The following is a 22574-nucleotide window of genomic DNA, read 5'->3' as shown; positions in this document are numbered from 1 at the left end:
CCTTCCTGTTTCGGGCAGCCTTGTTCCGGATAGGCGCGTTCCCCTGGGCTTGCACCGCGGGCCGCTTTGCGGCGTTACACTCCGGCGACCGATCCCCGAGGAGCGTCCGACCGCCCGTGCCCCGTCCCGCTATCTTCCCAACGCCCGGTGACGAGGCCGGCCGATGAGCGCAGGCATCTGGGGTAAGATCGGCGGGGCCGGGCTCGGCGTGCTGGTCGGCGGGCCGATCGGCGCGCTCGTGGGCGGCGTGGCCGGTCATTTCCTCGTGGATCGCGAGGGCGCGCCGTTCGGGCCGACGCCGCGGGACGTGGTGTTCACCACCGGCCTCGTCGCGCTCGCCGCCAAGATGGCGAAATCCGACGGCGTCGTGACCGATTCGGAGGTTCAGGCCTTCGGTCAGGTGATTCAGGTCGAGCCCGAGGCGCGGGCCGGCGTCGAGCGCCTGTTCGACCTCGCCAAGGCGACGACCGATGGGTTCGAGGCCTATGCCGGCCAGCTTGCCACGACCTTCGGCGAGGAGCCCGCGCTCCTGGAGGACGTTCTCGACGGCCTGTTCCACATCGCCAAGGCCGATGGGGCGATCCACGAGAAGGAGGAGCGCTATCTGCGCGCGGTCGCGGGTATCTTCGGCTTCGACGAGGATGGCTTCCGCCGCATCGCCGCGCGCCATGTCCGGCTGTCCGACGACCCCTATCTCGTCCTCGGCCTGGAGCGATCCGCGGATGACGCGACCCTCAAGGCGCAGTACCGGCGTCTCGTCGCCGAGACTCATCCGGACCGGGCGCTCGCCCGCGGCCTGCCGCCCGAGGCGGTGGCGATCGCGACCCGACGGCTTGCGGCGATCAACGCGGCCTGGGACCGGATCGGTGCCGAGCGGGGCCTGCGGTGACCTTTCCCGCCGACGCCCCCGCCGCCGAGGTCCTGCCCTCGCCCAATCGCGGCCCGCGGATCGGCGCCGGGATCGACATGCTGATCCTGCACTACACCGGCATGCCGACCGCCGAGGGCGCGCTCGCGCGCCTGCGCGACCCGGAGGCGGAGGTCTCGGCCCATTACCTCGTCTTCGAGGACGGGCGCGTGGTGCAACTCGTGCCGGAGGCCGAGCGGGCTTGGCATGCCGGGCGGGCGTCCTGGGCGGGGATCGGCGACATCAATTCCCGCTCCGTCGGAATCGAGATCGTCCATCCGGGCCATGACGGCGGCCTGCCGCCCTATCCGGAGGTGCAGATCGCGGCCGTGACCGCCCTCTGCGCCGACATCCTCGCCCGCCATCCGATCCCGGCGGCGCGGGTGCTGGCCCATTCCGACGTAGCGCCCGCCCGCAAGGAGGATCCCGGCGAGAATTTCCCCTGGGATCGCCTCGCGGCAGCCGGGATCGGCCATTGGGTGGCGCCGGCCCCGATCCGCGACGGACGTTTCTTCGCCATGGGCGAGGCGGGCGAGCCGATCGCGGCGCTCCAGGCGATGTTCGCCCTCTACGGCTACGACCAGCCGGTGACCGGCCGGTTCGACGAGGGAATGCGCGCGGTCGTCACCGCCTTTCAGCGCCATTTCCGCCCCGCCCGCGTGGATGGCGTCGCCGATTCCTCGACCATCACGACCCTGCGCGACCTGATCGCCGCCCTCCCGGCCTGACGGGTTCGGGAGGGAAGCGGGAAAGAAAGGGGATCGGGCGGCGTTTCGTCGCCACCGCCGCGGCGCCGCCGGGGCCGCCCTATCTGCCGGCCTCCCATGTTCGTGTTCTACTGGATCGTCGGCGTCCTGTTCGGGGCCGTGCTGCTCGCGGCCCTCGCCCGCCGCCTCGGCGCGCCCTATCCGGCCTTCCTCGCGCTCGGCGGGGCGGGCCTCGCCTTCCTGCCCGGCGTGCCGAATCTCAGCCTCGACCCGGACCTGGCGCTCGCCCTGTTCCTCGCCCCCGTGCTGATGGATGCGGGCTACGACACCTCCCTGCGCGACCTGATGCGCAACTGGCGCCCCATCGCCGGGCTCGCCATCGGCGCCGTGCTGGTGACGACGGCCGCGGTCGCGGCGGTGGCGATCTGGCTCGTGCCGGACATGCCGCTGCCCGCCGCGATCGTCCTCGGCGCCATCGTCGCCCCACCGGACGCGGTGGCGGCCCTGACGGTGCTCGCCCATGTGCCGCTGCCGCACCGGCTCGCCACGATCCTGCGCGGCGAGAGCCTGCTGAACGATGCGGCCTCGCTGTTGATCTATCGCCTCGGCGTTGCCGCCGCGATCACCGGCCATTTCTCGCTCGGCGAGGTGGCGCCCGCCTTCCTGCTCAGCGTCGTCGGCGCCCTGATCGCCGGGCCGCTCGCGGCCCTCATCTACCTGCGCGTGCTGCGCCGCTTCGCCGATGCACCGAGCACCATCGTGCTCCAGTTCGTCGTCACCTTCGGTCTCTGGATCGCCGCCGAGGAGATCGAGCTGTCCGGCGTCCTCACCGTCGTGAGCTTCGCGATCACGGTGGCCCGGCGCGCCCCGGGCCAGACCGCCCCGCGCCAGCGGGTCATCTCGAACGCCGTATGGGAGACGGTGATCTTCGTCCTCAACGTGCTGGCCTTCGTGCTGATCGGCAACCAGATCGGGCCGATCCTGGAGCGGTTGAGCGCGGCGCAGGAATTCTCCTACCTGCTGGTGGCGGCGGGCATCCTCGTTACCGTGATGGTCGTGCGCATCGCCTGGGTGCTGCCGGCCAGCGGCATCCGGCGGATGCGGTTCGGGGAGCCCGGCGCGGGGAAGGATGAAGCACGGGCCGATCTCGGAATGGGCGCGGGCTTCGCCGTGTCATGGGCCGGGATGCGGGGTCTCGTCACCGTCGCCGCCGCCCTGGCCTTGCCCGAGGGCGGGCCGGGGGGCGGCGGGTTCCCCCATCGGGACCTCATCGTGCTCACCGCCTTCTGCGTCGTGCTGGGTACCCTCGTGTTCCAAGGGCTGACCCTGCGCCCGTTGCTGCAGCGACTCGGGCTGGAGGATGCGGATCCGGTCGGGCGCGAGGTCGGGCGGGCCCGGGCCGAGGCCTACGGCGCCGCGGTCGAGACCCTGAAGAACGACACCTCCGAGGCCGCCGACGCCCTGCGCCGGGAGTTCCACGCCGTGCTGGCCCAGGCCGAGGCCCATGAGGAGGGCCTCGCCCCCGAAAGTCTCCCGGCCGACGAGCCGCGCCGCCGGGCCGTGCATGCCGCCCGCGATCGCATCCTGGCGATGCGCCGCGACGGCCGGATCGGCGACGACGCCTTCTCCGTGCTGGAAGAGGAACTCGATTGGGCCGAACTCAACGCCACGCCGCGGGCGGAGGCGTGAGGGGCGTTTCGGCGCGACCCGCGGGAGGGACATCCGTCACCGCCGGCGCGTCGTCGCGGGCCATGACGGGATCGCGCGTCTTGGCGGCGCGCAGCGCGGCAATCTCATGCTCAGCATGACAACCGTTCCCGCAGCTCGCGATCACTACGCCCTGTCATCAGAGACTGTTCTGTATTCGGATCGATTATTTCTGATTGATCCAATCGAATTTTTGCATCGATGGGGTGCATGTACCGCACATATGTTTCGTCTCATTGCTCAATGCTAACATCACCGCTTAACACAGATTATGATCATTGCAGTATCTCGATATCTCACAATACAATTTCAAGTTGGTCAAATCCTCATCCGACCATGAGACGCATTTCGGCCAAAAAGATTTGTTTGACCTACGATTGTCGATGTCGATATTGGAAGGATTGCAGGGAACTGGCCGCGCCCCGACTCGGAATTTTCATTTCTATACGGATGTTACCGATGATCTGGTTGACCCCGCACGAACGGGAGCGTCCTTTCGGACGGCGCCCCCGCCGCGAGAGCGTGTGAGGGAATGATCGTGGCTTCTCTCGTCTGCCTCGTTGCCGGAGCCTTTCTGGCCGGCATCGCCCATCGCTTCGATGAACACGTCTCGATCGCCGAATCCATCGCTGGTGGATTGTTGATCCTCGGTCTCGCCTTGATCGGCAGCGGCTTGCCGATCTTTCGCTAGCAAATCGGCCCGAGAGGCGGACGCCGGCTTTCGGGCCGATGCGGTCCGAGAGGCGAAGGCATCATCCTGGATCTGAAATCCGCCAGGATGCTTCGCGAGAGCCGATGCGGCGAGACCGGGGGCACGGAAGCGGGCCCCGCGTCATCGGACCGAGCGTGGTCACGCGGTGCGAACGGACGGGAAGCCAAGGGCGCTCGAAGAGGCTGTGGTCGGCACCGAATCCCAGGGCGCGTTCCGCCGGACGTCTCAGGCGACGAGGCGGCGGGCCGCGAGGCGTGTCTCGATGGCGTCCCAGATCGGCCCCGCGAGGTCCGGCCCGCCGAGTCGCTTGATCGTGCGCACGCCCGTCGGCGACGTGACGTTGATCTCGGTGAGATGCCCGTCGATCACGTCGATGCCGACGAGGATGAGGCCGCGCCGCCGCAGCTCCGGGCCGATCATCGCGCAGATCTCGCGCTCGCGCTCCGTCAGGTCGGAGGCACCGGCCGCGCCGCCACGCACCATGTTCGAACGGATGTCGCCCTTGGCCGGCACCCGGTTGATCGCGCCCATGGGCTCGCCCTCGACGAGGATGATGCGCTTGTCGCCCTCGGTGATCTTCTCGAGGAAGCGCTGCACGACCCATTGCTCCCGGAAGGTCGCGGCGAATAGGTCGAACATCGAGCCGAAATTCGGATCCTCCTCGGAGACCCGGAACACCGCCGCACCGCCATGGCCGTGGAGCGGTTTCATCGCGATGGTGCCGTGCTCGGCCCGGAACGCCTCGATCTCCGCGCGGTCGCGGGAGATCAGGGTCGGCGGCATGAGGTCGGGAAAGTCGAGGACGAACAGCTTCTCCGGCGCGTTCCGGACTTCCGCCGGATCGTTCACCACCAGGGTGCGGGAGGCGATCTTCTCCAGCATGTGGGTGGCGGTGACGTAGGCCATGTCGAAGGGCGGGTCCTGACGCATCAGCACCACATCGACCTCGGCGAGGTCGATCCGCTCCGGCGGGCGCAGCGTGGCGTGCGCGCCCTCCACATCCTGCACCGTCACGGGCGCCGCATGGGCGGTCACGCGCCGCCCCTGAAGCGAGAGCCGGTCGGGCGTGTAGGTGTAGAGGGTATGGCCGCGCCGCTGGGCCTCCAGCATCAGGCCGAACGTCGTGTCGCCCGCGATGCGGATCGACTGGATCGGGTCCATCTGGACCGCGACGGTCAACGCCATGCTCGTCCCCGCGTCTTCATCCCGCCGCCCGCCTCACGCCTACCGGGTGATCAGTCGTCCGCCTGTCCGGCGCCCTTGGCCCGCCCGCTGCGCTGCGAGCCACCGCCCGTGCGCTTGTCGTAATCGGTAATGGCCGAACGGCATTCCGGCGAGAGGCGCGAGCGGTTGCGGGTCATGCAGGCCTCGGCGTCCGCAGAGTTCGGATCGACGCCCGCGCAGAGGCGGAAGTAATCGTTGGCGCAGCCGAGCTGCAGCCCCTGGTCTTCGCGCTGGGCCTGAGCCGGAGTGACGGCCAGGGCCACGAGGGCGAGGGGGGCGAATCGCAGAGCCACCGACAATCCCCGCAGCGTACGGGATCGTCTGCCAAGTCGTGAGAAGTCCGGACGCATCCTGCCTTGTCCTTCGCTCGATCGAGAGGGGCTCACGACCCCGCATATCGGTCATCCCGCCGCGTTAGCAAGCGCAGCATCGGCCCCCCGGCGCCGTCCTGCCCCGCTTCCGCCGAACGGTGATCGACCCACCGCGACGGCGATCCGCTCACGAAAAAAGGCCCCGCAGCGGATCGCGCGCGGGGCCGAAGTCGAAGGGAGGATAAGCCCGCCATGGGCACAGACCTCGAAGCAAGGAGCAGGCCGGTGTCGCGCGGATGCCACCTGCGACGCCTCGCCGCTGCCGCCGGCGCGGATGAGACGCCTCGGGCCGGCCAGCGAAACATTCCGTTAACCACGTCGTGGTGAGCTTGTGTCGAAAGCCCGGCCGGACGGACCAGCCCGTCCACGGTGGCCGTGCCGCACCCTGTCCGACCCGTCGCGGCGGGCCGGGGCGGGCGGACGCCGACTTCACAGCATGACGGGACAGGCTCATGACGCCTTCAATCCAACGACCTTCGACCGCCGGCCGCGAGCGCAGCGCGGCGGTGATCCCCTTCGCCGCAGCCGCGACGCGGCGTCCCCGGCGCGAGGACGATGCCCCCCGCGGCCAGATCCTGCTCTTCACGGGCGTGCGCTACGAGAGGCTGCCGGACGCGGACGCCCCGGCGGTCCCGCAGCGCCGCCGCTCGTGATCCACGAGGGCGGACCCCGTTTTCTCGCCGCGCTGCTCGCGGCCTCGCTCGCCGCCTGCGCCCAGGAGGGCGATTTCGGGCGGCCGTCCAAGAGCGCGTGGAACGGCCTCGTCGAGACCACCGGAGCGATCGCGGCCCGCGAGCGCGGTCTTCAGGTCTCCCGCTCGCCGCTGACCGACGACGAGGAAATCCTCCGTGATCGGGCGTGGCGCTTCCTGATGCCGGCGCAGGGGCGCGCGGCGTTCGAGGATGCTCTGGCCAATCTCACCCGCGTGCGGGCGCTTCCGACCGCGTGGCGCTCCGACGACTTGGCGTCCTATCACGACGGCCTGCTCGGCGAGGGGTTTCGCTCCCCCTACTCCCGCTACCGCCGCCTGTCCGAGGACGCCACCGCCGATGGTCGGCTGATTCCCTCCTTCACGGCCATCGCCGCCCGCGTGTTCGAGGCGGACACGATGCGCCTGCGGGCGCTGCCGCTCGCTCGGAGCCTCGACGAGGAGGATCTGCGCCAGGCCGCGATCCGGGTCGCCGAGAACCGCTGCCTCGTCGCCTGGGTGCGCCTGGAGACCGGGCTCCGCATCGCGCGCTACCGCTACGCCCTTGAGCATTTTCTGGTCGAGATGCCCGGCCGAGAGGCGGTGCCCGCCGAACAGGCCCTGGCCTTCCTCGAAGGCCGCCGCGGCCTGCTCGACCCGCTGCTGCCACGGGAGGCCGCCGAGCGCTGCGGGCTCGTCGAGGGCGCCGCGCCGGTGGCCCTGGCTCCGCCGGTCGTGGCCAAGTATTAGGCCGTCCCGAGCCCGAAGCACCCAGGACCCCATGCGAACCATCGTCTACGCGGATGGCGGCTGCGACCCCAATCCCGGCCCCGGCGGCTGGGGCGTCGTGATCCAGGACCCCGCCGGCACGGTCGAGCTGTGCGGGGGCGAGCGCGCCACCACCAACAACCGCATGGAACTGACCGCCGCGATCAGCGCGCTGGAGCATTTCCCCGCGGGCGCGCAGATCGAGATGCGCTGCGACAGCCAGTACGTGGTGAAGTCCGTCACCGAGTGGATGCGTGGCTGGAAGGCCCGCGGCTGGCGCACCGCCACCGGGCCGGTGAAGAACATCGATCTGATGCAGCGCCTCGATGCGCTCGCCGCCGCCCGCGACATCCGCTGGACCTGGGTGCGGGGCCATGCCGGCGAGGCGGGCAACGAGCGCGCCGACCGCCTCGCCGCGCAGGGGCGCCGCGAGGCGCTGCTGGGCATCACGGGCACGTCGTCGGCCACCACTGCGGCGTCCGCGGCCGCATCCTCCTCGGTCGCCGCCTCCGCGACCAGCGAGGCTTCGGCCTCCGCCACGATGCCCGTCTCGGCGCCGCCGAGCTCGGCTCAGGTCAAGGTCCAGGCCAAGGTCGAGGCCAAGACCAGTCCGGTCCAGCTCCCCTCCGATCTCGTCGGGGCCCTGTCCCGCGCCGCCGCCCGGGCCGACACGACGCCCCAGGCGCTCCTGGAAGAGGCCGTGCGGCTCGCCCTCGACCTCGGCCCCGCCGGCATCGCCCGCGTGCGGGCGGAGTGTTCGCGAAAAGCCTCCTGAGGGCGCCGGATGGACATCGCCGATTTCGACCGCCCCGCCGCGACCGTCGCGGCGGCGCTGATCGGGCATGTCCTCCTCGTCGAGGGCGTCGGCGGCACCATCGTCGAGACCGAAGCCTATGACCGCACCGACCCCGCCTCCCACAGCTTCGCGGGGCCGACCCGGCGCAATGCCAGCATGTTCGGGCCGCCGGGGCGGGCCTATGTCTACCGCTCCTACGGCCTGCACTGGTGCCTGAACCTCGTCTGCGAGAGCGGCAGCGCCGTGCTGCTCCGGGCGCTCGCCCCATCGGCGGGTCTCGACACCATGCGCGCCCGCCGCGGCCTCGACGATCCGCGACGGCTCTGCGCCGGCCCCGGCCGCCTCGCCCAGGCCCTCGGCATCGACGCCTCGCATGACGGCGCGGCGCTCGACCGGGCGCCCTTTGCCTGGGGTCCGCCGGAGGGTCCGGTGGCGGTGGCGGCCACGACCCGCATCGGCATCACCAAGGGGGCCGAGACGCCGTGGCGCTTCCTGCTGGCCGGCTCGCCCTATGTCAGCCGGCCGCTGCCACGGACGCGATAGGGCTGTCCGGCACCGCGCATCTCCCATTCACCCCCCACATCCCGAGGACTCGCTCCGCTCCGCGCCTCAGGATGCGGGGATGGAGGGAAGGGGGAGTGTCAAAACCGTCAGGTCTCGACGAGGCCGGCGCTCGATTCCGACAAGCCATGCCCGTGCGGCTCGGCCAGATAGGCCTCCGAGCGCATTTCGATCAAACGGGAGACGGTGCGATCGAATTCGAAGGCCTCACGGCCGTCCGTCGCGGTGTAGAGCCCCGGCGGCTCGGCCTCGGCCGAGGCGACGAGCTTCACCTTGGCGTCGTAGAGCGTATCGACCAGCGTGATGAAACGCTTGGCCTCGTTGCGCTCGGCCTCGCCCATCACCGGAATCCCGGAGACGATCAGTGTGTGGAAGGTGACGGCGAGCGCCATGTAGTCGGAGGCGCCCAGCGGGTTGCGGCACAGATCGTCGAAGGTGAAGCGGGCCACGCCCCCCGCCTCTTCCGGCACCGTCACCGTGCGGCCCTTCACCCGGATCGTGCCGGGGCGGCCCTTCGCCTTGCCGGTGAGCCCGCGGAAGGCGGCGTCGAGGGCTTCCGCCGCGGCGGCATCCGCGGGCACATGGTAGACCGAAGCGCCGCCGAGCTTCTCCAGGCGGAAATCCGTGCGGGAATCGAGGCGCAGAACGGTCACGCGCTCCTTCAGCTCCGCCACGAAGGGCAGGAACAGGGCGCGGTTGAGCCCGCCCTCGTAGAGCCGGTCGGGTTCGACATTCGAGGTGGCCACCACCGTGACGCCGTGCCGGAACAAGGCCGCGAACAGGCGGCCGAGGAGCATCGCGTCGGCGATATCGGTGACGGTGAACTCGTCGAAGCACAGGAGCGTGGCCTCCGCCGCGAGCGCCTCGGCGACCGGCGGGATCGGATCGTCGCCCTTGGCCTCGCCGCTCTTCACCGCCTGCCGATGGGCATGGATGCGCTCGTGCGCGTCGGCCATGAAGCCGTGAAAATGCACCCGCCGCTTCGGACCGGGTGCCGCCTCGTGGAACAGATCCATCAGCATGGTCTTGCCGCGGCCGACCGAGCCCCAGACATAGAGCCCCTTGGTCGGCTCCGGCCCGTCGTCCTTGCGGCCGAACAGCCAGCCGAGCGCGCTGCCCTTCTTCGCCCGCCGCCGCCGCGACAGGGCCTGCACCAGGTCGTCGAGAGCCGTCACGAGGCGCATCTGCGCCGGGTCGCGCTCGATCGTCCGGGCGGCGACGAGGGCGTCGTAGCGCTGACGCACCGGGCCGGGGGAGACCGCGCCGGCGACGGCGTGGTCGGAAGGGGCGAGCTTGTCCGTGGGCATCCCGGGCCGCGTCGATGAGCGGCCCTCTCCGGCCGAAGGGTCTCCTAGTGCCGCGCCCTCCGGCCCGGATCAAGCCGAACGGCCGCCGCGGACCGGGGAGTGCCGCCCGAGGCGGGCCGTCGTGGCGTGCCACGTCATGATCCGGTGATCCGTCTCCCGAGGCCCGAGACGCGGGCGCCGCCGGCTCGGGGGCAGACCGGCGCGCACAGGGCAGCCATGCAGCCCAACCGGCCGATTCGGTATTTTGCTGCATTGCAACAAATCCGGTTCGTCGCCAGTTTCCGCCCTGGGAGGGGGAGCGTCGCCGCCATCGACATGCGTCGAGCAGGCACTGAAGTGAAGTCGCGTCTCATGTCCTTATCGGACGTTTCCTCCCGCACCCCGCCCGCCGCGGGGACGATCTGCCGCCGTCTCTGGCCGAGCGACGCCGCTGCCGTGCGGGCGCATTTCCTGCGCCTCGACCCGGAAGCCCGCGCGAGTCGCTTCATGGCCGCCCTCGGCGACGGCGCCGTGGCGGCCCATGCCGACCGCGCGATGCGGGCGCCGGGGCTGATGTTCGGCCTCTTCGTCGACGGCGTCCTGCGGGGATTGGCGGAACTGCGTCCCCTCGGCGTCGAGGGACGGTCGGGCCGGTTCGGCGTCCGGGCCGAGGGCGCGCTCGCCGTCGAGCCGGGCTTTCGCCGGGCCGGTCATGGCGGCCTGCTACTGGAGCGCCTGGCCGAAGCCGCCCGGAACCGCGCCGTGCGCGAACTCCACCTGCGCTGCCTGCCCGCGAACGCGGCGATGCGGCGCCTCGCCGGCCGTCTCGGCGCGGAACTTCGCCTCCGCGACGGCGAGAGCGAGGCGAAGCTGCGCCTCACGCGGCCGACGATGCTCTCGCTCTGGCGGGAGGGCGTGGAAGGGATGCTCGATCTCGGGCTCGCCGCGGCGGCGGCCCCGGCCCCGCTGCCGCGGGCCGCATAGGAATTGCGGCGTCAGGCCGCCTCGCCGGGCCAAGCCACGATCCGCTCGACATACTCCTCTTCCGAGAATTCCTCCTCGTTGCCGGAGACGCGTCCGCGCACGGAGATGCCGGCCTCGTGGACACTGGCCCTGCGCCCGGAGATCAACGGGTGCCAGCCCGGCAGGTCGCGGCCCTCGCGCACGAGACGGTAGGCGCAGGTCGGCGGCAGCCACGGGATCTCGCGCACGGCCTCCGGGGTCAGCCGGACGCAATCCGGCACGCGCTTGGCCCGGTTGCGGTAGTCGCGGCAGCGGCAGGCATGGGCGTCCAGCAGGGTGCAGCCGATATCGGTGTGGTGGATCTCGCCGGTATCGTCGTCCTCGAGCTTCAGGAGGCAGCAGCGACCGCAGCCGTCGCACAGGCTCTCCCACTCCGCCGGGTTCATTTCTTCGAGGGTCTTGGTCCGCCAGAACGGCCCCTCGCCGCGCTCCGCCATGATCTCGGCGCCTCGCCCTGTTTCGTCACGTTCCATTCCGGGACGGGGCCCCTCCTGCCGCATGGCGGGGGAAGGGGCAAGCGCGGCCGCTCCATGATTCGCCGCCGTCACGACGGGGCCGCGGCGATCCGGCGCCCGCCCTCCGCCACACCTGTGCCCGGATCGACGGTGAGGTTGGAGCCGGATCGACCCCGTTAAGGTTAAGTGAAACTCAAGACCCACCGGATGGGCCGGCGGTGCGGACGATGCGTTCCTTAACGGATACGAAAGCTCGCAGCCTCGCCCCTGTCCTGATACAGAACGTGGGGGGATCGTCGCGGACGGAAGGCCGGGTGCTCCAGGCCGGCCTCGAATGGAAGAAGAGCGGATCAGCCCGTGCGCCTGCCCAGCCTCCAGTCGCTGAAGACACGGCTCTCCCGGGGCGCGCTCGCCTTCGATGCCTGGGTCAATGCCGGGCTCTACGAGGGCGGCCATTCCACCACCGAAGCCTATGAGCGCTTCCAGGCCCGGATGCAGATCTTCGCCTTCCGTGGTTGGAAGCGCGTCGCCCTCGATCTGACCAGCGAGGGCATCACCATCGGCACGGCCGGGGCGATGCTGCTGCTGTTCCTGGCCCAGCCCGCCTTCAACCTCACGAGCGACAACTGGCTGAAAGCCCAGGATCTCGCCGTCACCTTCCTCGACCGCTACGGCACCGAGGTCGGGCGGCGCGGCATCAAGCACGACGATTCGCTCAAGTTCGACGACTTCCCCGAACTGATGATCAAGGCGCTGCTCTCGACCGAGGACCGGCGCTTCTACGAGCATTACGGCATCGACCCGATCGGCACCGCCCGCGCGCTCGTGTCGAACTCGTCCGGCAAGGGCGGGACGCAGGGCGGCTCGACGCTGACCCAGCAGCTCGCCAAGAACCTGTTCCTTTCCAACGAGCGCTCGCTGGAGCGCAAGGTGAACGAGGCGTTCCTGGCCTTCTGGCTGGAGAGCCACCTCACCAAGAACCAGATCCTCAAGCTCTATCTCGACCGCGCCTATATGGGCGGCGGCACCTTCGGCGCCGTGGCGGCGGCCGATTACTATTTCGGCAAGCGGCTGCAGGACGTGACCCTGGCCGAGGCCGCAATGCTGGCGGGCCTGTTCAAGGCGCCGACGAAGTACTCCCCCAACGTCAACCTGCCCGCCGCCCGCGGCCGGGCGGTGGACGTGCTGCACAACATGGTCGAGGCGGGCTTCGTCACGGAGGGCCAGATCCAGACGGCCCTGCGCAACCCGGCCACCCCGGTCACACGGACCCGCGACATCACCGCCGACTACTATCTCGACTGGGCCTTCAACGAGGTCCGGCGGATGGCCGATGCCGGTAAGCTGCGCTCCGACCGGGTGCTGACCGTCAAGACGCCGCTCGATCTCTCCATCCAGAGGTCGGCCGATCAGGCGGTCGAAGGCATGTTGCGGCGCCTCGGGGACCAGTACGACGTGGACGAGGCGGGCGTGGTGATCCTCGATCCGGACGGGGCGCTCCGGGCGATGGTCGGCGGGGCCGATTACGGCGAGAGCCAGTTCAACCGCGCCACCGACGCGCTGCGCCAGCCCGGCTCCTCGTTCAAGCCCTACGTCTACGCCGCGGCCCTGGCCTCGGGCCTCTACAAGCCGGATTCGCCCGTGGTCGATTCGCCGGTCTGCGTCGGCAATTGGTGCCCGCAGAATTACGGCCGTTCCTATTCCGGCCGCCAGCCGCTGTGGCTCGCGGTGGCGAAATCCGTCAACACGATCCCGATCAAGATCACCACGGCCATCGGCAAGGGCATGGGCATCACCCACGAGTGGAATGCCGCCAAGGCGGGGCGCGCCAAGGTGATCCAGCTCGCCAAGGCGATGGGCGTGACGACGCCGCTGACCGACACGCCGTCCCTGCCGATCGGCGCCACCGAGGTGACGGTCATGGATCAGGCCGCGGGCTTCGCCGTGTTCGCCAATGGCGGTCGGCTCGCCAAGCCGTACGCCGCCGTCGAAGTGAAGAATTCGAGCGGCGAGGTGATCTACCGCCACGCGGACGAGAAGCCGGTCCAGGTGCTGTCGTCCCAGGTCACCGCCGACATGAACTACATGCTCAACAAGGTGGTCGAGGAAGGCACCGCGCGCAAAGCCCAGATCGAGGGCGTGAAGGTGGCGGGCAAGACCGGCACGACCAACGGCTACCGCGACGCGTGGTTCGTCGGCTACACCGGCAATTATGTCGGCGCCGTCTGGTACGGCAACGACGACCACAGCCCGACCAACAAGATGACCGGCGGTTCGCTCCCCGCGATGACGTGGCACGAGATCATGGCACCGGCGCATCAGGGCATCGAGCTGAAGCCGATACCGGGGCTGAACGACCGCAAGGGCAGCCCCCAGGTGGCCCAGGCCGAGACGACGGGTGCGGCGGCGAGCGCGGGCGGACGGCTGTCGCGCCGCTCCTTCGAGGTCCTATCCGGCCTCAACGGCCTGTTCCGCAGCGTCGAGGCGGAGCGGTCGGCCGCGACGCAGCCGGGCACGGACCGGCCGGCGCGCCAGGGCGCCCTCGGCACGCAGCGCCAAGTGCCCGGTCTCGCCCCGGTCGATGTCGCCGAGGGCGCCCGCGCCACCGGCTTCGGAACGCCCTGAGCGCTCCGGCATGGACATGCAGGCACCGACCGGATCCGGCCCGGCGGCCCGGACGCCCGCACGGCGGGGGACGCTCTCCGGCCTCGGCGCGCATCTGCGCGGCGCGGTCTCGCGCAGCTCGCGGGTCGGGCTCGTCGTCTACGCGCTGACGCTCGGCGGCATCCTCGGCCTCGTCAGCGCCGACTACGCCACGAGCGGCGGCTACCCCTTCGGCGGCACCGCGATCGGCAGCTGGACGGCTTGGCCCAAGGCCGGGTCCCTGGATGCGGACCCCTATTCGCGTGCCGTCAACGCGCGGCGCGGCGACATTCCCCTCGCGGTCGGCGAGGGCATGCTGCTCACGGCCGCCGTGGACGATGACGGCCGGGCGCTGGACGCCGCCTGCACCTACCGGCTTTCGGGCATGACGCCCCCGGCCCGCGCCTGGACGCTCACCGTCACCGGCCGCGGCGCCACGGAGCAGGCGCCGATCCGCGAGGGCTTCACCTCCACCGAGATCCTCCGCGAGGCCGACGGACTGTTCGCGATCCTACTCTCCCCCGAGGTCCAGCCCGGCAATTGGCTGCCGATGCCGCGCCCGCGCGGGCCGGTGCGCCTCGCGCTGCGCCTCTACGACACGCCGGTGGCCGCGAGCGTCAGTTCGCTCGACCGGGACAGCCTGCCGGCGATCGCGCGCGTGGGATGCGCCCGATGAGACGGGGCCCGTTCCTCCTCGCCACCGCCGCCGGGCTGGTGCTGGCCGGCCTCGTCCACGTCGCGACCGTGCTGGCGATCCCGCGCTTCGCGGAGAGCGACGCCTTCTCCCGGGCGCAGGCCTCCGAGACCCTCGACCACCCCTTGCGCATCCACGGATTGTCCGGCGAGGCCCCGCCGCAGGAATCCTGGTTGCCCAACCCCGATCCGGCGGTGTCGGTGGGCGTCTGCTCCTACGATCTCGACGATGGGCCGATGCGGGTCTCGGCCCAGGCGGGGACGCTGATGCTCTCGGTCTCGGTCCATGCCCGGCGCGGCGCCTTCTACGCGCTGACCGATCAGGCGGCGGTGCGCGGCGGCCTCGACCTCGTGGTGATGACCCGGGCACAGCTGGACGAGGCGCTCGCCAACGATGTCGCCGGCGAGGTGACCCGGGACGTGCGGATCGTCGCGCCCGCCCGCCGGGGCTTCGCGGTGGTCCGGGTCATCGCCGCCCTGCCGAGCCAGCGCGCCGCCGCCGACGCCGCGGTCCAGGCGGTCGGCTGCACCATCGACAGTCCGGCCGAGCCGACGGCGGAGGACGGCAAGGGCTGATCATCCCGCCCCGCCCCCCGCGGCGGCGAGCGGGGCGCTCCGGCGTCGTTCGAAGCCCCAACGGTCCCGGTTCGCGCTATACTGCCCCGGTGCCGCCCGCCGCCCGCGTGCGGGCCGAGGACCGGACGCGCCGCGCCCATGGACGACCACACCGAATTCTGGTTCGCGGCGGGGATCGTCGGGATCGCCCTGATCCTGTCGGCCTTCTTCGCGGGCGCCGAGACCGCCTTCACCGCCGCTTCCCGGGCCCGGATCCTGGCTCTGGAGAATGCGGGCAGCCGGCAGGCTGGCATCGTCAACCGGATCCTGGCCGGGCGCGAGCGGTTCATCGGCGCGATGCTGATCGGCTACAACGTCGTCGCCATCGGCGCAGCGGCCTTCACCACGGGTGTCCTGGTCCATCTGTTCGGCAAAGTCGGCGTGCTCTACGCCACCGCCGCCCTGTCGGTGCTCGTCATCGCCTTCGCGCAGGTGCTGCCCAAGACCCTCGCGATCAACAATCCCGACCGGATCGCCCTCGCCTCCGCCCGGCCGGTCGCCTTCGCGGTGGGGCTGCTCGGGCCGTTGGCGCTCGCCGTCGAGGCGCTGGTGCGGATCCTCCTGCGTCCCTTCGGCCTGTCGATCGATGCGGGCCGCTCGATCCTCACGCCCACCGAGGAGATCAGGGGCCAGGTCGCCCTGCTCCACCGCGAGGGCGGGGTCGAGAAGGCGCAGCGCGACATGCTGGGCGGGCTGCTCGATCTCGGCGAGCTGACGGTGGCCGAAGTGATGGTCCACCGCACCAAGATGCGCACCATCGACGCCGGCCTCTCCTCGGAGGAGATCGTCCGGGCGGTGCTGGCCTCGCCCTACACCCGCATGCCGCTCTGGCGGGACAGCCACGAGAACATCGTCGGCGTGCTGCACGCCAAGGATCTGCTCCGGGCGCTGGATGCCGCGGGCGGCGTGGCGGCGGGCCTCAAGGTCGAGGCCTTGGCGCTGGAGACGTGGTTCGTGCCCGACACCACGACCCTGCGGGACCAGCTCAAGGCCTTCCTGAACCGCAAGACGCACTTCGCCCTGGTGGTCGACGAGTACGGCGAGGTGATGGGGCTCGTGACCCTCGAGGACATCCTGGAGGAGATCGTCGGCGACATCGCCGACGAGCACGATGTGGCCGTCTCCGGCGTCCGGCCGCAGGCGGACGGCTCGGTGCTGGCCGAGGGCAGCGTGGCGGTGCGCGACCTCAACCGGGCGATGGACTGGAACCTGCCCGATGCCGAGGCCACCACGGTGGCCGGCCTCGTGATCCACGAGGCCCGCGCCATCCCGGATGCCGGCACCGCCTTCAACTTTCACGGCTTCCGATTTCAGGTTCTGCGCAAGGCGCGCAACCGTATCACGTCGCTCCGCATCACGCGCCTCACCCCGATCCCGGCGGCCCGTCGGGAGGCGTGAGGCACCCAACCAGGCCCACCACCGGACGGCGCATTGGAGCCATCACCTGAGCGGGGGGTTGCGCTGCGCACAGTTTGATTGTGCCCTGCAAGATGTTCCTCTAATGTCTGGCACTTAGGTCTGTCGCACGCTGTCCGCCGCGCGATCATCCCGGCCTTCGCGCATTTCCGGCGTGTTGGGCTGATGTTCGTGCGGTTCGTCGTGCGTGCGCGGAGCCAGGCTCGCCTTCGGCGGGTTGGCACTTCCGGGGGCCGATCATACTTGAGGTGGTTCGCCGCCCGTGCCCTGCCGTGTTCGACTCACACCCCACGGAGATCGAGGCGGGACGCGACGCGTAGTGAGGATCGACGATGAGTGACCCGGGACGGGACGACCCGCAAAGACTGGACAATCAGCTCTGCTTCGCCGTCTACGCAGCAGCGCACGCCTTTGGCCGCGCCTATCGCAACCTGCTCGCCCATCACGAGCTGACCTACCCGCAATATCTCGTGCTGCTGGTCCTCTGGGAAGAAGAGGGCCTGTCGGTCAAGGAGATCGGTAGCCGGCTCTTCCTCGATTCCGGCACGCTCACGCCGCTGCTGAAGCGGTTGGAAGCCTCGGGTCATGTCCGCCGGGCTCGCGACCGGCCGGACGAGCGACAGGTCAGCATCTTCCTGACCGAGAAGGGGCGTGGCCTCAAGGGACAGATGGACTGCGTGCCCAACACGGTCGGCGGCATGACCGGCATGTCGCTGGCGGAACGCCGCACGCTGCTGGAGAGCCTCGCGATGATGCGCGACTCCCTGCATGTCGGTGCGGCCGGCACGGATGCCGTCGCCGAACACGGCTGATCGGAATCCTCGGCGCGGCGGACCTGCGTCCCAGTTCGACAAAAAAGCCGCCTCGAAACCGAGGCGGCTTTTCCGTTAGGCGCCGGACAAGAAATCCGGCGCAACGCGTCCGGTCAGGACTTGGTCTTGAGGTAGGCGATGATGTCGTCGACCTTCTTCTCGTCCTTGATGCCCGGGAAGACCATCTTGGTGCCGGGGACCTTCTTCTTCGGGTCGATCAGCCATTCCTTGAGGTTGGCCTCGTCCCAGGTGATGCCCGAGTTCTTCAGAGCTTCGGAGAAGGCGTAGCCGTCACGGCCCTGGCCGGCCTTCTCGCCGACGATGCCCTTGAGCTGCGGACCGACGCCGTTCTTCTCGAAGTTGTGGCAGGACTTGCAGGGCGCGAACGCCTTCTCGCCGGCGGCGGCATCGCCCTCGGCCTGGGCGGCGACGGGCAGAAGCAGCGCGAAAGCGGCGCCGAGGATCAGATGACGCATTGTCGTTTTCCTCCTTGGATGCGGCCGGTTCCGGCGCGCGCGTGCAGAGGTTTCGTTCCTGAGAAAGACCCGCACGGCCTTGGGCGATGCGGGCCCCGCGAGTTTCGCTCACCCTCCGCACGGTATGAGCGAAACCGAAAAGGCCCGGCTGCCTGCAGCCGGGCCCTCGGACCCTTTCGGGATCAGGACTTGGACTTGAGATAGGCGATGACGTCCTCGACCTTCTTCTCGTCCTTGAGGCCCGGATAGGCCATCTTGGTGCCCTTCACCTTGTTGGTGGCCGGGCCGATCAGCCATTCCTTGAGGTTGGCCTCGTCCCAGGTGAGCCCGGAATCCTTGAGCGCCTGCGAGTAGCTGTAGCCTTCGGCCGAAGCCGCCTTGCGCCCGACGACACCCTTGAGGTTCGGGCCGACGCCGTTCTTCTCGAAGTTGTGACAGGCCTTGCAGGGTGCGAACGCCTTCTCGCCGGCGGCGGCATCGCCCTCGGCCTGGGCTGCGATCGGCATCAGCACTGCGAGAGCGGCGCCGAGGATGAGGTGACGCATCGTGTTTTTTCCTCCGGGGGGCGACCCACGTGCCCCCGCTTGCGGCAGAGCTTCCTGCCTTAGAACAGATATAGACTAAGCTGTGCCACCGTCCAGTCGAGCTGACACCCGGTAACGCATGTCAGGCGCCTCAGGGTTCCGGCCCCCGCGCGACGGTACGGCGGCGTGCGCCGCCCGGCGTTTCGCGCTACACTCGATGTCTATTCGGCGCCCGATCCTGTCGAAGATGGCTGACGCAACGCGGACACGTGTGCGCAATCGCCTCGGCAAGAATCCGACTACGGTGCCCACAGAACAATTCGAGGAGATGCCGGCCATGTCGATCGCCTTTCCCACCCCCGATGCGGACGTCGTCGCCCGTCGCGAGGCGATCGTCGAAGGTTTGGCCGCGCTCGTCGCCCCCGAGGCGCTGGTGACCACCGAGGACGAGCGCCGCGCCTTCGAGACCGACGGGCTCACCGCCTACCGCAAGATGCCGCTCGCCGTGGTGCTGCCCTCCACGACCGAGGAGGTGTCGCGGGTCATGGCCTTCTGCCACGCCAACGGCGTGCGCGTGGTGCCGCGGGGGGCCGGCACCTCCCTCGCGGGCGGGGCCATCGCTCAGGAGGACGCGATCATCCTCGGCGTCGGCAAGATGACCCGCATCCTCGATCTCGATTTCGCCAACCGCACCGCGCGGGTCGAGGCCGGCATCACCAATCTCGCGATCTCGGGCGCGGTGGCGCATGAGGGCTTCTTCTACGCCCCCGATCCGTCCAGCCAGCTCGCCTGCACCATCGCGGGCAACATCGCCATGAATTCGGGCGGCGCCCATTGCCTGAAATACGGCGTGACGACCAACAACCTCATGGGCGTGACGCTGGTGACCAACGACGGCACCGTGGTCGAGCTCGGCGGCCAGCATCTCGATGCCGGCGGCTACGATCTGCTCGGCCTGATCTGCGGCTCCGAGGGACAGCTCGGCATCGTCACGGAGGCGACCGTGCGCATCCTGCGGGCGGCGGAGGGGGCCCGGCCCGCCCTGGTCGGCTTCTCGTCGGTGGAGGATGCCGGTGCCTGCACCGCCGCGATCATCGCCGCCGGCATCATCCCGGTCGCCATCGAGTACATGGACCGGGAGGCGATCCTCATCACCGACGATTTCTCGGGAGCCGGCTATCCGCGCGACGCCGCCGCGATGCTGATCATCGAGGTCGAGGGGTCGGACGAGGAATGCACCGACATGCTGGCCCGCATCGAGGCCATCGCGGCGCGCTTCAACCCGACCAGCATCCGGGTCTCGAAGTCGGAGGCCGAGTCGGCGGCGATCTGGAAGGGACGGAAATCCGCCTTCGGCGCCACCGGCCGCATCTCCGATTACATCTGCATGGACGGCACGATCCCGACCGGCCAGCTCGGCCCGGTGCTGGAGCGCATCGGTGCGATCTGCGCCGATCAGGGCCTGCGCGTCGCCAACGTGTTCCACGCGGGCGACGGCAACCTGCACCCGCTGATCCTGTTCGACATCAACAAGCCGGGCGAGTTGCAGAAGGCGGAGGCCGCGGGCGACGCGATCCTCAAGCTCTGCGTCGAGGTCGGCGGTTGCCTCACCGGCGAGCACGGCGTCGGCATCGAGAAGCGCGAGCTGATGCGTTTCCAATACGCCCAGGAAGACCTCGAGCAGCAGATGCGGGTGCGCAACGTGTTCGACCCCGCTTGGCTGATGAACCCCGCCAAGGTGTTTCCGCTGGAGGGCCGGGTGGCCGCCTGAGGGTTGCGCGGATGCCCCGTTACTTCTTCCACACCCGGATCGGCGACGCCCTCCTCACCGACGAGGAGGGCGTGGAGCTGCACGATCCCGACCATGCGTGGCGCGTCGCCCGGGCGACGATCCGCGAGAGCCTGTCCGAGGAACCCGATACGAGCCGGCTGATCACCGCGAGCCTGATCGTCGCGGACGCGTCCGGCGAGACGGTGTTCGAGTTTCCCTTCTCGGAAGCCGTCGATACACCGCCGGAGGGCGACGACACCCTCCACTGACGCCGGCGCGGGCCTTACCAGGTCGGGGCGGCGCGCTACCCCTCGGGCCCCAGCCGCTCGCAGCGGAACGCGCCGTAGCCGCTCCGCGCCAGCCGTTCGGCGAGGGCGGGCAGGAACTGTTCCGCCTCGGCGGCGAGCGTCCAGGGCGGATTGATGACGATCAATCCGGTGCCGGACAGCCGCGTCGGGTCGTCGGGCCGCTCGATCATGAGGTCGAGGCGCAGGGCCGGTCGCTCCAGACCCGCATCGAGCGCGGCGGCCATACGGTCGATCCCGGCGGGATCCTTGATCGGATACCAGCCCAGGAAGATCCCGGTCGGCCATTTGCGCGCGGCCTTGAGCAGGCTCGTGCCCAGCCGGTCGATCTCGCCGCGCTCCTCGTAGGGCGGGTCGATCAGCACGAGCCCCCGGCGCTCCGGCGGCGGGATCAGGGCGTTGAGGGCGGTCCAGCCGTCGAGATGCAGCACCTTGGTGCGGGAATCGCTGGCGTAGCGCGCGGCGAGCGTGGCGGCATCGACCGGGTGCAGCTCGACGAACACGCCCTTGTCGCCCGCCCGCAGGGCCTCCCGGATGATCGCGGGCGAGCCCGGATAGACCGTGGCGCCGTGTCGGGCCCGCACCGCCGCCAGGGCCTCCCGGTAGGGAGCGAGAAGCGCCTCGATCGCGGGCGGAAAGGGCGTGTCGAGCCGGCCGATCCCGTCATGCCACTCGCCGGTGCGCCCGGCCTCGTCGGCGTCGAGATCGTAGAGCCCGATGCCCGCATGGGTATCGACGGCGCGGAACGGCTTCGGCTTGGCGGCGAGGTGTGCTAGCACCCGCACCAGCACGAGATGCTTGAGAACGTCGGCGAAATTGCCGGCATGGAAGGCGTGGCGATAGTTCACCGGACGGCCGGGGGCTCCGCCCGATCCTCGTTCCGTCGCGATCGGACCATGATGCCAGCTTTCCTGTTGCGCGGGTTCGGGGACGGGACGCCCGACGGGGACCGATCCGGCCGATGAGCCCGGCGCCGCCCATCGCCGTCACGGACCTCACCGAGCGCCGGACCATCGCCGTCGGGCGGGATCCCCGCATCGACGAAGCGGTCGTCGCCTCCTTCGGCGGCCAGAGCCCGTCCGCCCTCCTGAAGCAGGTTCCTTACCGCGGCACAACCCGGCCGATGCGGCTCGACGTGGTCACGATTCCCCGCGGCTGCCTGCTGTTCGGCCCCGGCGTCGACGGCATCGCCTTCACGGCCGAGGGGCGCCAGGTCCGCGAGACCGCGATGTTCGCCCGCGCCGATCCGACCTTGACGCCGGAGCGCCTTCAGGCGGCCCAGGACATCGACGAGGATTGGGTCACCGTCGTCGACTGCGCCTGGGACAATCACTTCCATCTCCTGATGCTGGCGCTGCCGAAGCTGCCGCTCGCCCTGGCGCAGCTGCCGGCGGCGGCGGCGGTGCTGCCGGCCCGCCGCTCCGAGGCCCCCGGGGATGGCCCGGCGATGCTCGACCAGCTTCTCGCCCTGAGCGGGCAGGCCGGACAGGTCCGCTGGGTGCCGGACGGCCTCTACCGGCCGCGCAACCTTCACCTGATCTGGCCGAACCACGACCAGCCCGCCGCGCTCCACCTGTTCGACGAGACCTTCGACACGTTCGCGACCTTGGTCCGGGCCGTGCCTCCGGAGTCGGCCCGGCCGCTCCCGCGGCGCATCTTCATCGAGCGGGTGCGCGATTCCCGCCTGCTCGATCCGCGGGCGATCTGCACCCTCGACCGGCATCTCGCCCTGCACGGCTTCAAGCGGGTGCAGCTCGAACGGCTCACCATGGCCGATCAGATCCGCCTGTTCGCCGGGGCGAGCCACGTGGTGGCGGCCCATGGTGCGGGGCTCAGCAACATCGTGTTCGGCGGACCGCATCTGCGGGTGCTGGAACTGAATCTCGACCTCGACGGCCAGGGCGCGCTGCGACCGTGGTTCCTGATCCTCGCGGCCAAACGCGGGCAGCACTACCAGTACCTGAACGCCTCGGCCTGCGAGCTCGCCGACCTGCCCCTCGGTCTCGCCTTCGACCGGCTGATGGGAACCAGACGCCAGGCGATACGGCTAGGGCTGACCCGGCTGCGCCACCGGCTCGGCCGCATCATCTCGCGCCTGATGCGACGGGCCTGAC

24 protein-coding genes are annotated in these 22574 nt (G+C 70.3%); 17 read left to right on the top strand and 7 right to left on the bottom strand.

Annotated elements, in window-relative coordinates; translation table 11 throughout:
- The first annotated feature begins 163 nt into the window (after window positions 1–163).
- The 4 genes from OWC43_RS08065 (at window position 164) to OWC43_RS08050 (ending at window position 4012) form a co-directional block, all read left to right on the top strand.
- A complete protein-coding gene (locus OWC43_RS08065; RefSeq protein ID WP_137830611.1) occupies window positions 164–889 on the top strand; it encodes a DnaJ family molecular chaperone in 726 nt (241 codons plus the stop codon).
- A complete protein-coding gene (locus OWC43_RS08060; protein ID WP_393956292.1) occupies window positions 886–1635 on the top strand; it encodes an N-acetylmuramoyl-L-alanine amidase in 750 nt (249 codons plus the stop codon). Before OWC43_RS08065 ends, OWC43_RS08060 begins: the two co-directional genes overlap by 4 nt.
- A 96-nt stretch (window positions 1636–1731) precedes the next feature.
- Complete coding sequence (locus tag OWC43_RS08055) at window positions 1732–3303, top strand: cation:proton antiporter (RefSeq protein ID WP_393956291.1); 1572 nt, start codon at window positions 1732–1734, stop codon at window positions 3301–3303.
- A gap of 550 nt (window positions 3304–3853) precedes the next feature.
- Complete coding sequence (locus OWC43_RS08050) at window positions 3854–4012, top strand: hypothetical protein (RefSeq protein WP_171015524.1); 159 nt, start codon at window positions 3854–3856, stop codon at window positions 4010–4012.
- 246 nt (window positions 4013–4258) lie between these two features.
- Here the strand turns inward: OWC43_RS08050 and gshB are convergent, their stop codons facing one another.
- Window positions 4259–5218 carry a glutathione synthase gene (gene gshB / locus OWC43_RS08045; RefSeq protein WP_137830609.1) on the bottom strand — a complete coding sequence of 320 codons (960 nt, stop codon included), beginning with the start codon at window positions 5216–5218 and terminating at the stop codon, window positions 4259–4261.
- Window positions 5219–5268: 50 nt separating this feature from the next.
- The gene (locus OWC43_RS08040; RefSeq protein WP_393956290.1) at window positions 5269–5607 is read right to left on the bottom strand and encodes a hypothetical protein; all 339 of its coding nucleotides are present in this window, start codon (window positions 5605–5607) and stop codon (window positions 5269–5271) included.
- A 473-nt stretch (window positions 5608–6080) separates the two neighbouring features.
- Between OWC43_RS08040 and OWC43_RS08035 the strand changes: the two genes are divergently transcribed.
- Genes OWC43_RS08035 through OWC43_RS08020 form a run of 4 tightly spaced genes read left to right on the top strand, consistent with a single transcriptional unit; the run spans window position 6081 to window position 8423 of the window.
- Window positions 6081–6281, top strand: a complete 201-nt coding sequence (locus OWC43_RS08035) for a hypothetical protein (protein WP_137830607.1) — start codon at window positions 6081–6083, stop codon at window positions 6279–6281.
- Window positions 6281–7066 (top strand): hypothetical protein, encoded by a 786-nt coding sequence (locus tag OWC43_RS08030; protein ID WP_393958515.1) that lies wholly within the window; start codon window positions 6281–6283, stop codon window positions 7064–7066. The genes OWC43_RS08035 and OWC43_RS08030 overlap by 1 nt, the downstream gene beginning before the upstream one ends.
- A gap of 31 nt (window positions 7067–7097) precedes the next feature.
- Window positions 7098–7859, top strand: a complete 762-nt coding sequence (gene rnhA, locus OWC43_RS08025) for a ribonuclease HI (protein WP_393956289.1) — start codon at window positions 7098–7100, stop codon at window positions 7857–7859.
- Between the two features lie 9 nt (window positions 7860–7868).
- Window positions 7869–8423 carry a DNA-3-methyladenine glycosylase gene (locus tag OWC43_RS08020; RefSeq protein WP_393956288.1) on the top strand — a complete coding sequence of 185 codons (555 nt, stop codon included), beginning with the start codon at window positions 7869–7871 and terminating at the stop codon, window positions 8421–8423.
- 107 nt (window positions 8424–8530) lie between these two features.
- On the opposite strand, the gene zapE is transcribed toward OWC43_RS08020, so the two are convergent.
- Entirely contained in the window at window positions 8531–9748 is a 1218-nt protein-coding gene (zapE, locus tag OWC43_RS08015; RefSeq protein WP_393956287.1) for a cell division protein ZapE, read from the bottom strand.
- A 351-nt stretch (window positions 9749–10099) separates the two neighbouring features.
- On the opposite strand from zapE, the gene OWC43_RS08010 reads away from it, so the two are divergent.
- A complete protein-coding gene (locus tag OWC43_RS08010) occupies window positions 10100–10711 on the top strand; it encodes a GNAT family N-acetyltransferase (protein WP_137830603.1) in 612 nt (203 codons plus the stop codon).
- Window positions 10712–10722: 11 nt separating this feature from the next.
- Here OWC43_RS08010 and OWC43_RS08005 read toward each other — a convergent pair whose 3' ends face one another.
- Window positions 10723–11187 (bottom strand): YcgN family cysteine cluster protein, encoded by a 465-nt coding sequence (locus tag OWC43_RS08005; RefSeq protein WP_137830623.1) that lies wholly within the window; start codon window positions 11185–11187, stop codon window positions 10723–10725.
- Window positions 11188–11562: 375 nt separating this feature from the next.
- Here OWC43_RS08005 and OWC43_RS08000 point away from each other — a divergent pair, with 375 nt between their 5' ends.
- The 5 genes from OWC43_RS08000 to OWC43_RS07980 all read left to right on the top strand — a co-directional run bounded on the left by OWC43_RS08000 (window position 11563) and on the right by OWC43_RS07980 (window position 17384).
- Window positions 11563–13830, top strand: coding sequence for a transglycosylase domain-containing protein (locus OWC43_RS08000; protein ID WP_393956286.1), 2268 nt, complete (start codon window positions 11563–11565; stop codon window positions 13828–13830).
- Between the two features lie 10 nt (window positions 13831–13840).
- Window positions 13841–14524: a DUF1214 domain-containing protein gene (locus OWC43_RS07995; RefSeq protein WP_373324327.1), complete on the top strand. Its 684-nt coding sequence runs from the start codon at window positions 13841–13843 to the stop codon at window positions 14522–14524.
- On the top strand, window positions 14521–15117 hold the full coding sequence (locus OWC43_RS07990) for a hypothetical protein (RefSeq protein ID WP_373324328.1): 597 nt from the start codon (window positions 14521–14523) through the stop codon (window positions 15115–15117). Before OWC43_RS07995 ends, OWC43_RS07990 begins: the two co-directional genes overlap by 4 nt.
- A gap of 138 nt (window positions 15118–15255) precedes the next feature.
- Window positions 15256–16554, top strand: coding sequence for an HlyC/CorC family transporter (locus tag OWC43_RS07985; protein WP_393956285.1), 1299 nt, complete (start codon window positions 15256–15258; stop codon window positions 16552–16554).
- A gap of 350 nt (window positions 16555–16904) precedes the next feature.
- On the top strand, window positions 16905–17384 hold the full coding sequence (locus tag OWC43_RS07980) for a MarR family winged helix-turn-helix transcriptional regulator (RefSeq protein WP_393956284.1): 480 nt from the start codon (window positions 16905–16907) through the stop codon (window positions 17382–17384).
- A 113-nt stretch (window positions 17385–17497) separates the two neighbouring features.
- Here OWC43_RS07980 and OWC43_RS07975 read toward each other — a convergent pair whose 3' ends face one another.
- Both OWC43_RS07975 and OWC43_RS07970 read right to left on the bottom strand, forming a co-directional pair.
- The gene (locus OWC43_RS07975; RefSeq protein WP_393956283.1) at window positions 17498–17860 is read right to left on the bottom strand and encodes a c-type cytochrome; all 363 of its coding nucleotides are present in this window, start codon (window positions 17858–17860) and stop codon (window positions 17498–17500) included.
- A gap of 182 nt (window positions 17861–18042) precedes the next feature.
- Window positions 18043–18405, bottom strand: a complete 363-nt coding sequence (locus OWC43_RS07970) for a cytochrome c family protein (protein ID WP_137830597.1) — start codon at window positions 18403–18405, stop codon at window positions 18043–18045.
- Between the two features lie 316 nt (window positions 18406–18721).
- Here OWC43_RS07970 and OWC43_RS07965 point away from each other — a divergent pair, with 316 nt between their 5' ends.
- On the top strand, window positions 18722–20155 hold the full coding sequence (locus OWC43_RS07965; RefSeq protein ID WP_137830596.1) for an FAD-linked oxidase C-terminal domain-containing protein: 1434 nt from the start codon (window positions 18722–18724) through the stop codon (window positions 20153–20155).
- Between the two features lie 11 nt (window positions 20156–20166).
- Window positions 20167–20424 carry a DUF6894 family protein gene (locus OWC43_RS07960; protein ID WP_137830595.1) on the top strand — a complete coding sequence of 86 codons (258 nt, stop codon included), beginning with the start codon at window positions 20167–20169 and terminating at the stop codon, window positions 20422–20424.
- Window positions 20425–20459: 35 nt separating this feature from the next.
- On the opposite strand, the gene OWC43_RS07955 is transcribed toward OWC43_RS07960, so the two are convergent.
- Window positions 20460–21308: a 23S rRNA (adenine(2030)-N(6))-methyltransferase RlmJ gene (locus tag OWC43_RS07955; protein ID WP_393956282.1), complete on the bottom strand. Its 849-nt coding sequence runs from the start codon at window positions 21306–21308 to the stop codon at window positions 20460–20462.
- Between the two features lie 113 nt (window positions 21309–21421).
- Here OWC43_RS07955 and OWC43_RS07950 point away from each other — a divergent pair, with 113 nt between their 5' ends.
- The gene (locus OWC43_RS07950) at window positions 21422–22573 is read left to right on the top strand and encodes a glycosyltransferase 61 family protein (RefSeq protein ID WP_393956281.1); all 1152 of its coding nucleotides are present in this window, start codon (window positions 21422–21424) and stop codon (window positions 22571–22573) included.
- Window position 22574: the final 1 nt, after the last annotated feature.

This window comes from Methylorubrum sp. POS3, from assembly GCF_043352485.1.
In the GTDB taxonomy this organism is placed as follows: domain Bacteria; phylum Pseudomonadota; class Alphaproteobacteria; order Rhizobiales; family Beijerinckiaceae; genus Methylobacterium; species Methylobacterium suomiense.
The sequence above is the reverse complement of the archived record's forward strand: the minus strand, read 5'-3'. Positions and strand labels throughout refer to the sequence as shown.

What these genes read in the sequence shown, in the direction of transcription:
- OWC43_RS08065 (WP_137830611.1), top strand. Translation starts at nt 164, where the DNA reads ATGAGCGCAGGCATCTGGGGTAAGATCGGCGGGGCCGGGCTCGGCGTG.
- OWC43_RS08055 (WP_393956291.1), top strand. Translation starts at nt 1,732, where the DNA reads ATGTTCGTGTTCTACTGGATCGTCGGCGTCCTGTTCGGGGCCGTGCTG.
- OWC43_RS08050 (WP_171015524.1), top strand. Translation starts at nt 3,854, where the DNA reads ATGATCGTGGCTTCTCTCGTCTGCCTCGTTGCCGGAGCCTTTCTGGCC.
- gshB (WP_137830609.1), bottom strand. Translation starts at nt 5,218, where the DNA reads ATGGCGTTGACCGTCGCGGTCCAGATGGACCCGATCCAGTCGATCCGC.
- OWC43_RS08040 (WP_393956290.1), bottom strand. Translation starts at nt 5,607, where the DNA reads ATGCGTCCGGACTTCTCACGACTTGGCAGACGATCCCGTACGCTGCGG.
- OWC43_RS08035 (WP_137830607.1), top strand. Translation starts at nt 6,081, where the DNA reads ATGACGCCTTCAATCCAACGACCTTCGACCGCCGGCCGCGAGCGCAGC.
- rnhA (WP_393956289.1), top strand. Translation starts at nt 7,098, where the DNA reads ATGCGAACCATCGTCTACGCGGATGGCGGCTGCGACCCCAATCCCGGC.
- OWC43_RS08020 (WP_393956288.1), top strand. Translation starts at nt 7,869, where the DNA reads ATGGACATCGCCGATTTCGACCGCCCCGCCGCGACCGTCGCGGCGGCG.
- zapE (WP_393956287.1), bottom strand. Translation starts at nt 9,748, where the DNA reads ATGCCCACGGACAAGCTCGCCCCTTCCGACCACGCCGTCGCCGGCGCG.
- OWC43_RS08010 (WP_137830603.1), top strand. Translation starts at nt 10,100, where the DNA reads ATGTCCTTATCGGACGTTTCCTCCCGCACCCCGCCCGCCGCGGGGACG.
- OWC43_RS08005 (WP_137830623.1), bottom strand. Translation starts at nt 11,187, where the DNA reads ATGGCGGAGCGCGGCGAGGGGCCGTTCTGGCGGACCAAGACCCTCGAA.
- OWC43_RS07995 (WP_373324327.1), top strand. Translation starts at nt 13,841, where the DNA reads ATGGACATGCAGGCACCGACCGGATCCGGCCCGGCGGCCCGGACGCCC.
- OWC43_RS07990 (WP_373324328.1), top strand. Translation starts at nt 14,521, where the DNA reads ATGAGACGGGGCCCGTTCCTCCTCGCCACCGCCGCCGGGCTGGTGCTG.
- OWC43_RS07985 (WP_393956285.1), top strand. Translation starts at nt 15,256, where the DNA reads ATGGACGACCACACCGAATTCTGGTTCGCGGCGGGGATCGTCGGGATC.
- OWC43_RS07980 (WP_393956284.1), top strand. Translation starts at nt 16,905, where the DNA reads ATGAGTGACCCGGGACGGGACGACCCGCAAAGACTGGACAATCAGCTC.
- OWC43_RS07975 (WP_393956283.1), bottom strand. Translation starts at nt 17,860, where the DNA reads ATGCGTCATCTGATCCTCGGCGCCGCTTTCGCGCTGCTTCTGCCCGTC.
- OWC43_RS07970 (WP_137830597.1), bottom strand. Translation starts at nt 18,405, where the DNA reads ATGCGTCACCTCATCCTCGGCGCCGCTCTCGCAGTGCTGATGCCGATC.
- OWC43_RS07965 (WP_137830596.1), top strand. Translation starts at nt 18,722, where the DNA reads ATGTCGATCGCCTTTCCCACCCCCGATGCGGACGTCGTCGCCCGTCGC.
- OWC43_RS07960 (WP_137830595.1), top strand. Translation starts at nt 20,167, where the DNA reads ATGCCCCGTTACTTCTTCCACACCCGGATCGGCGACGCCCTCCTCACC.
- OWC43_RS07950 (WP_393956281.1), top strand. Translation starts at nt 21,422, where the DNA reads ATGAGCCCGGCGCCGCCCATCGCCGTCACGGACCTCACCGAGCGCCGG.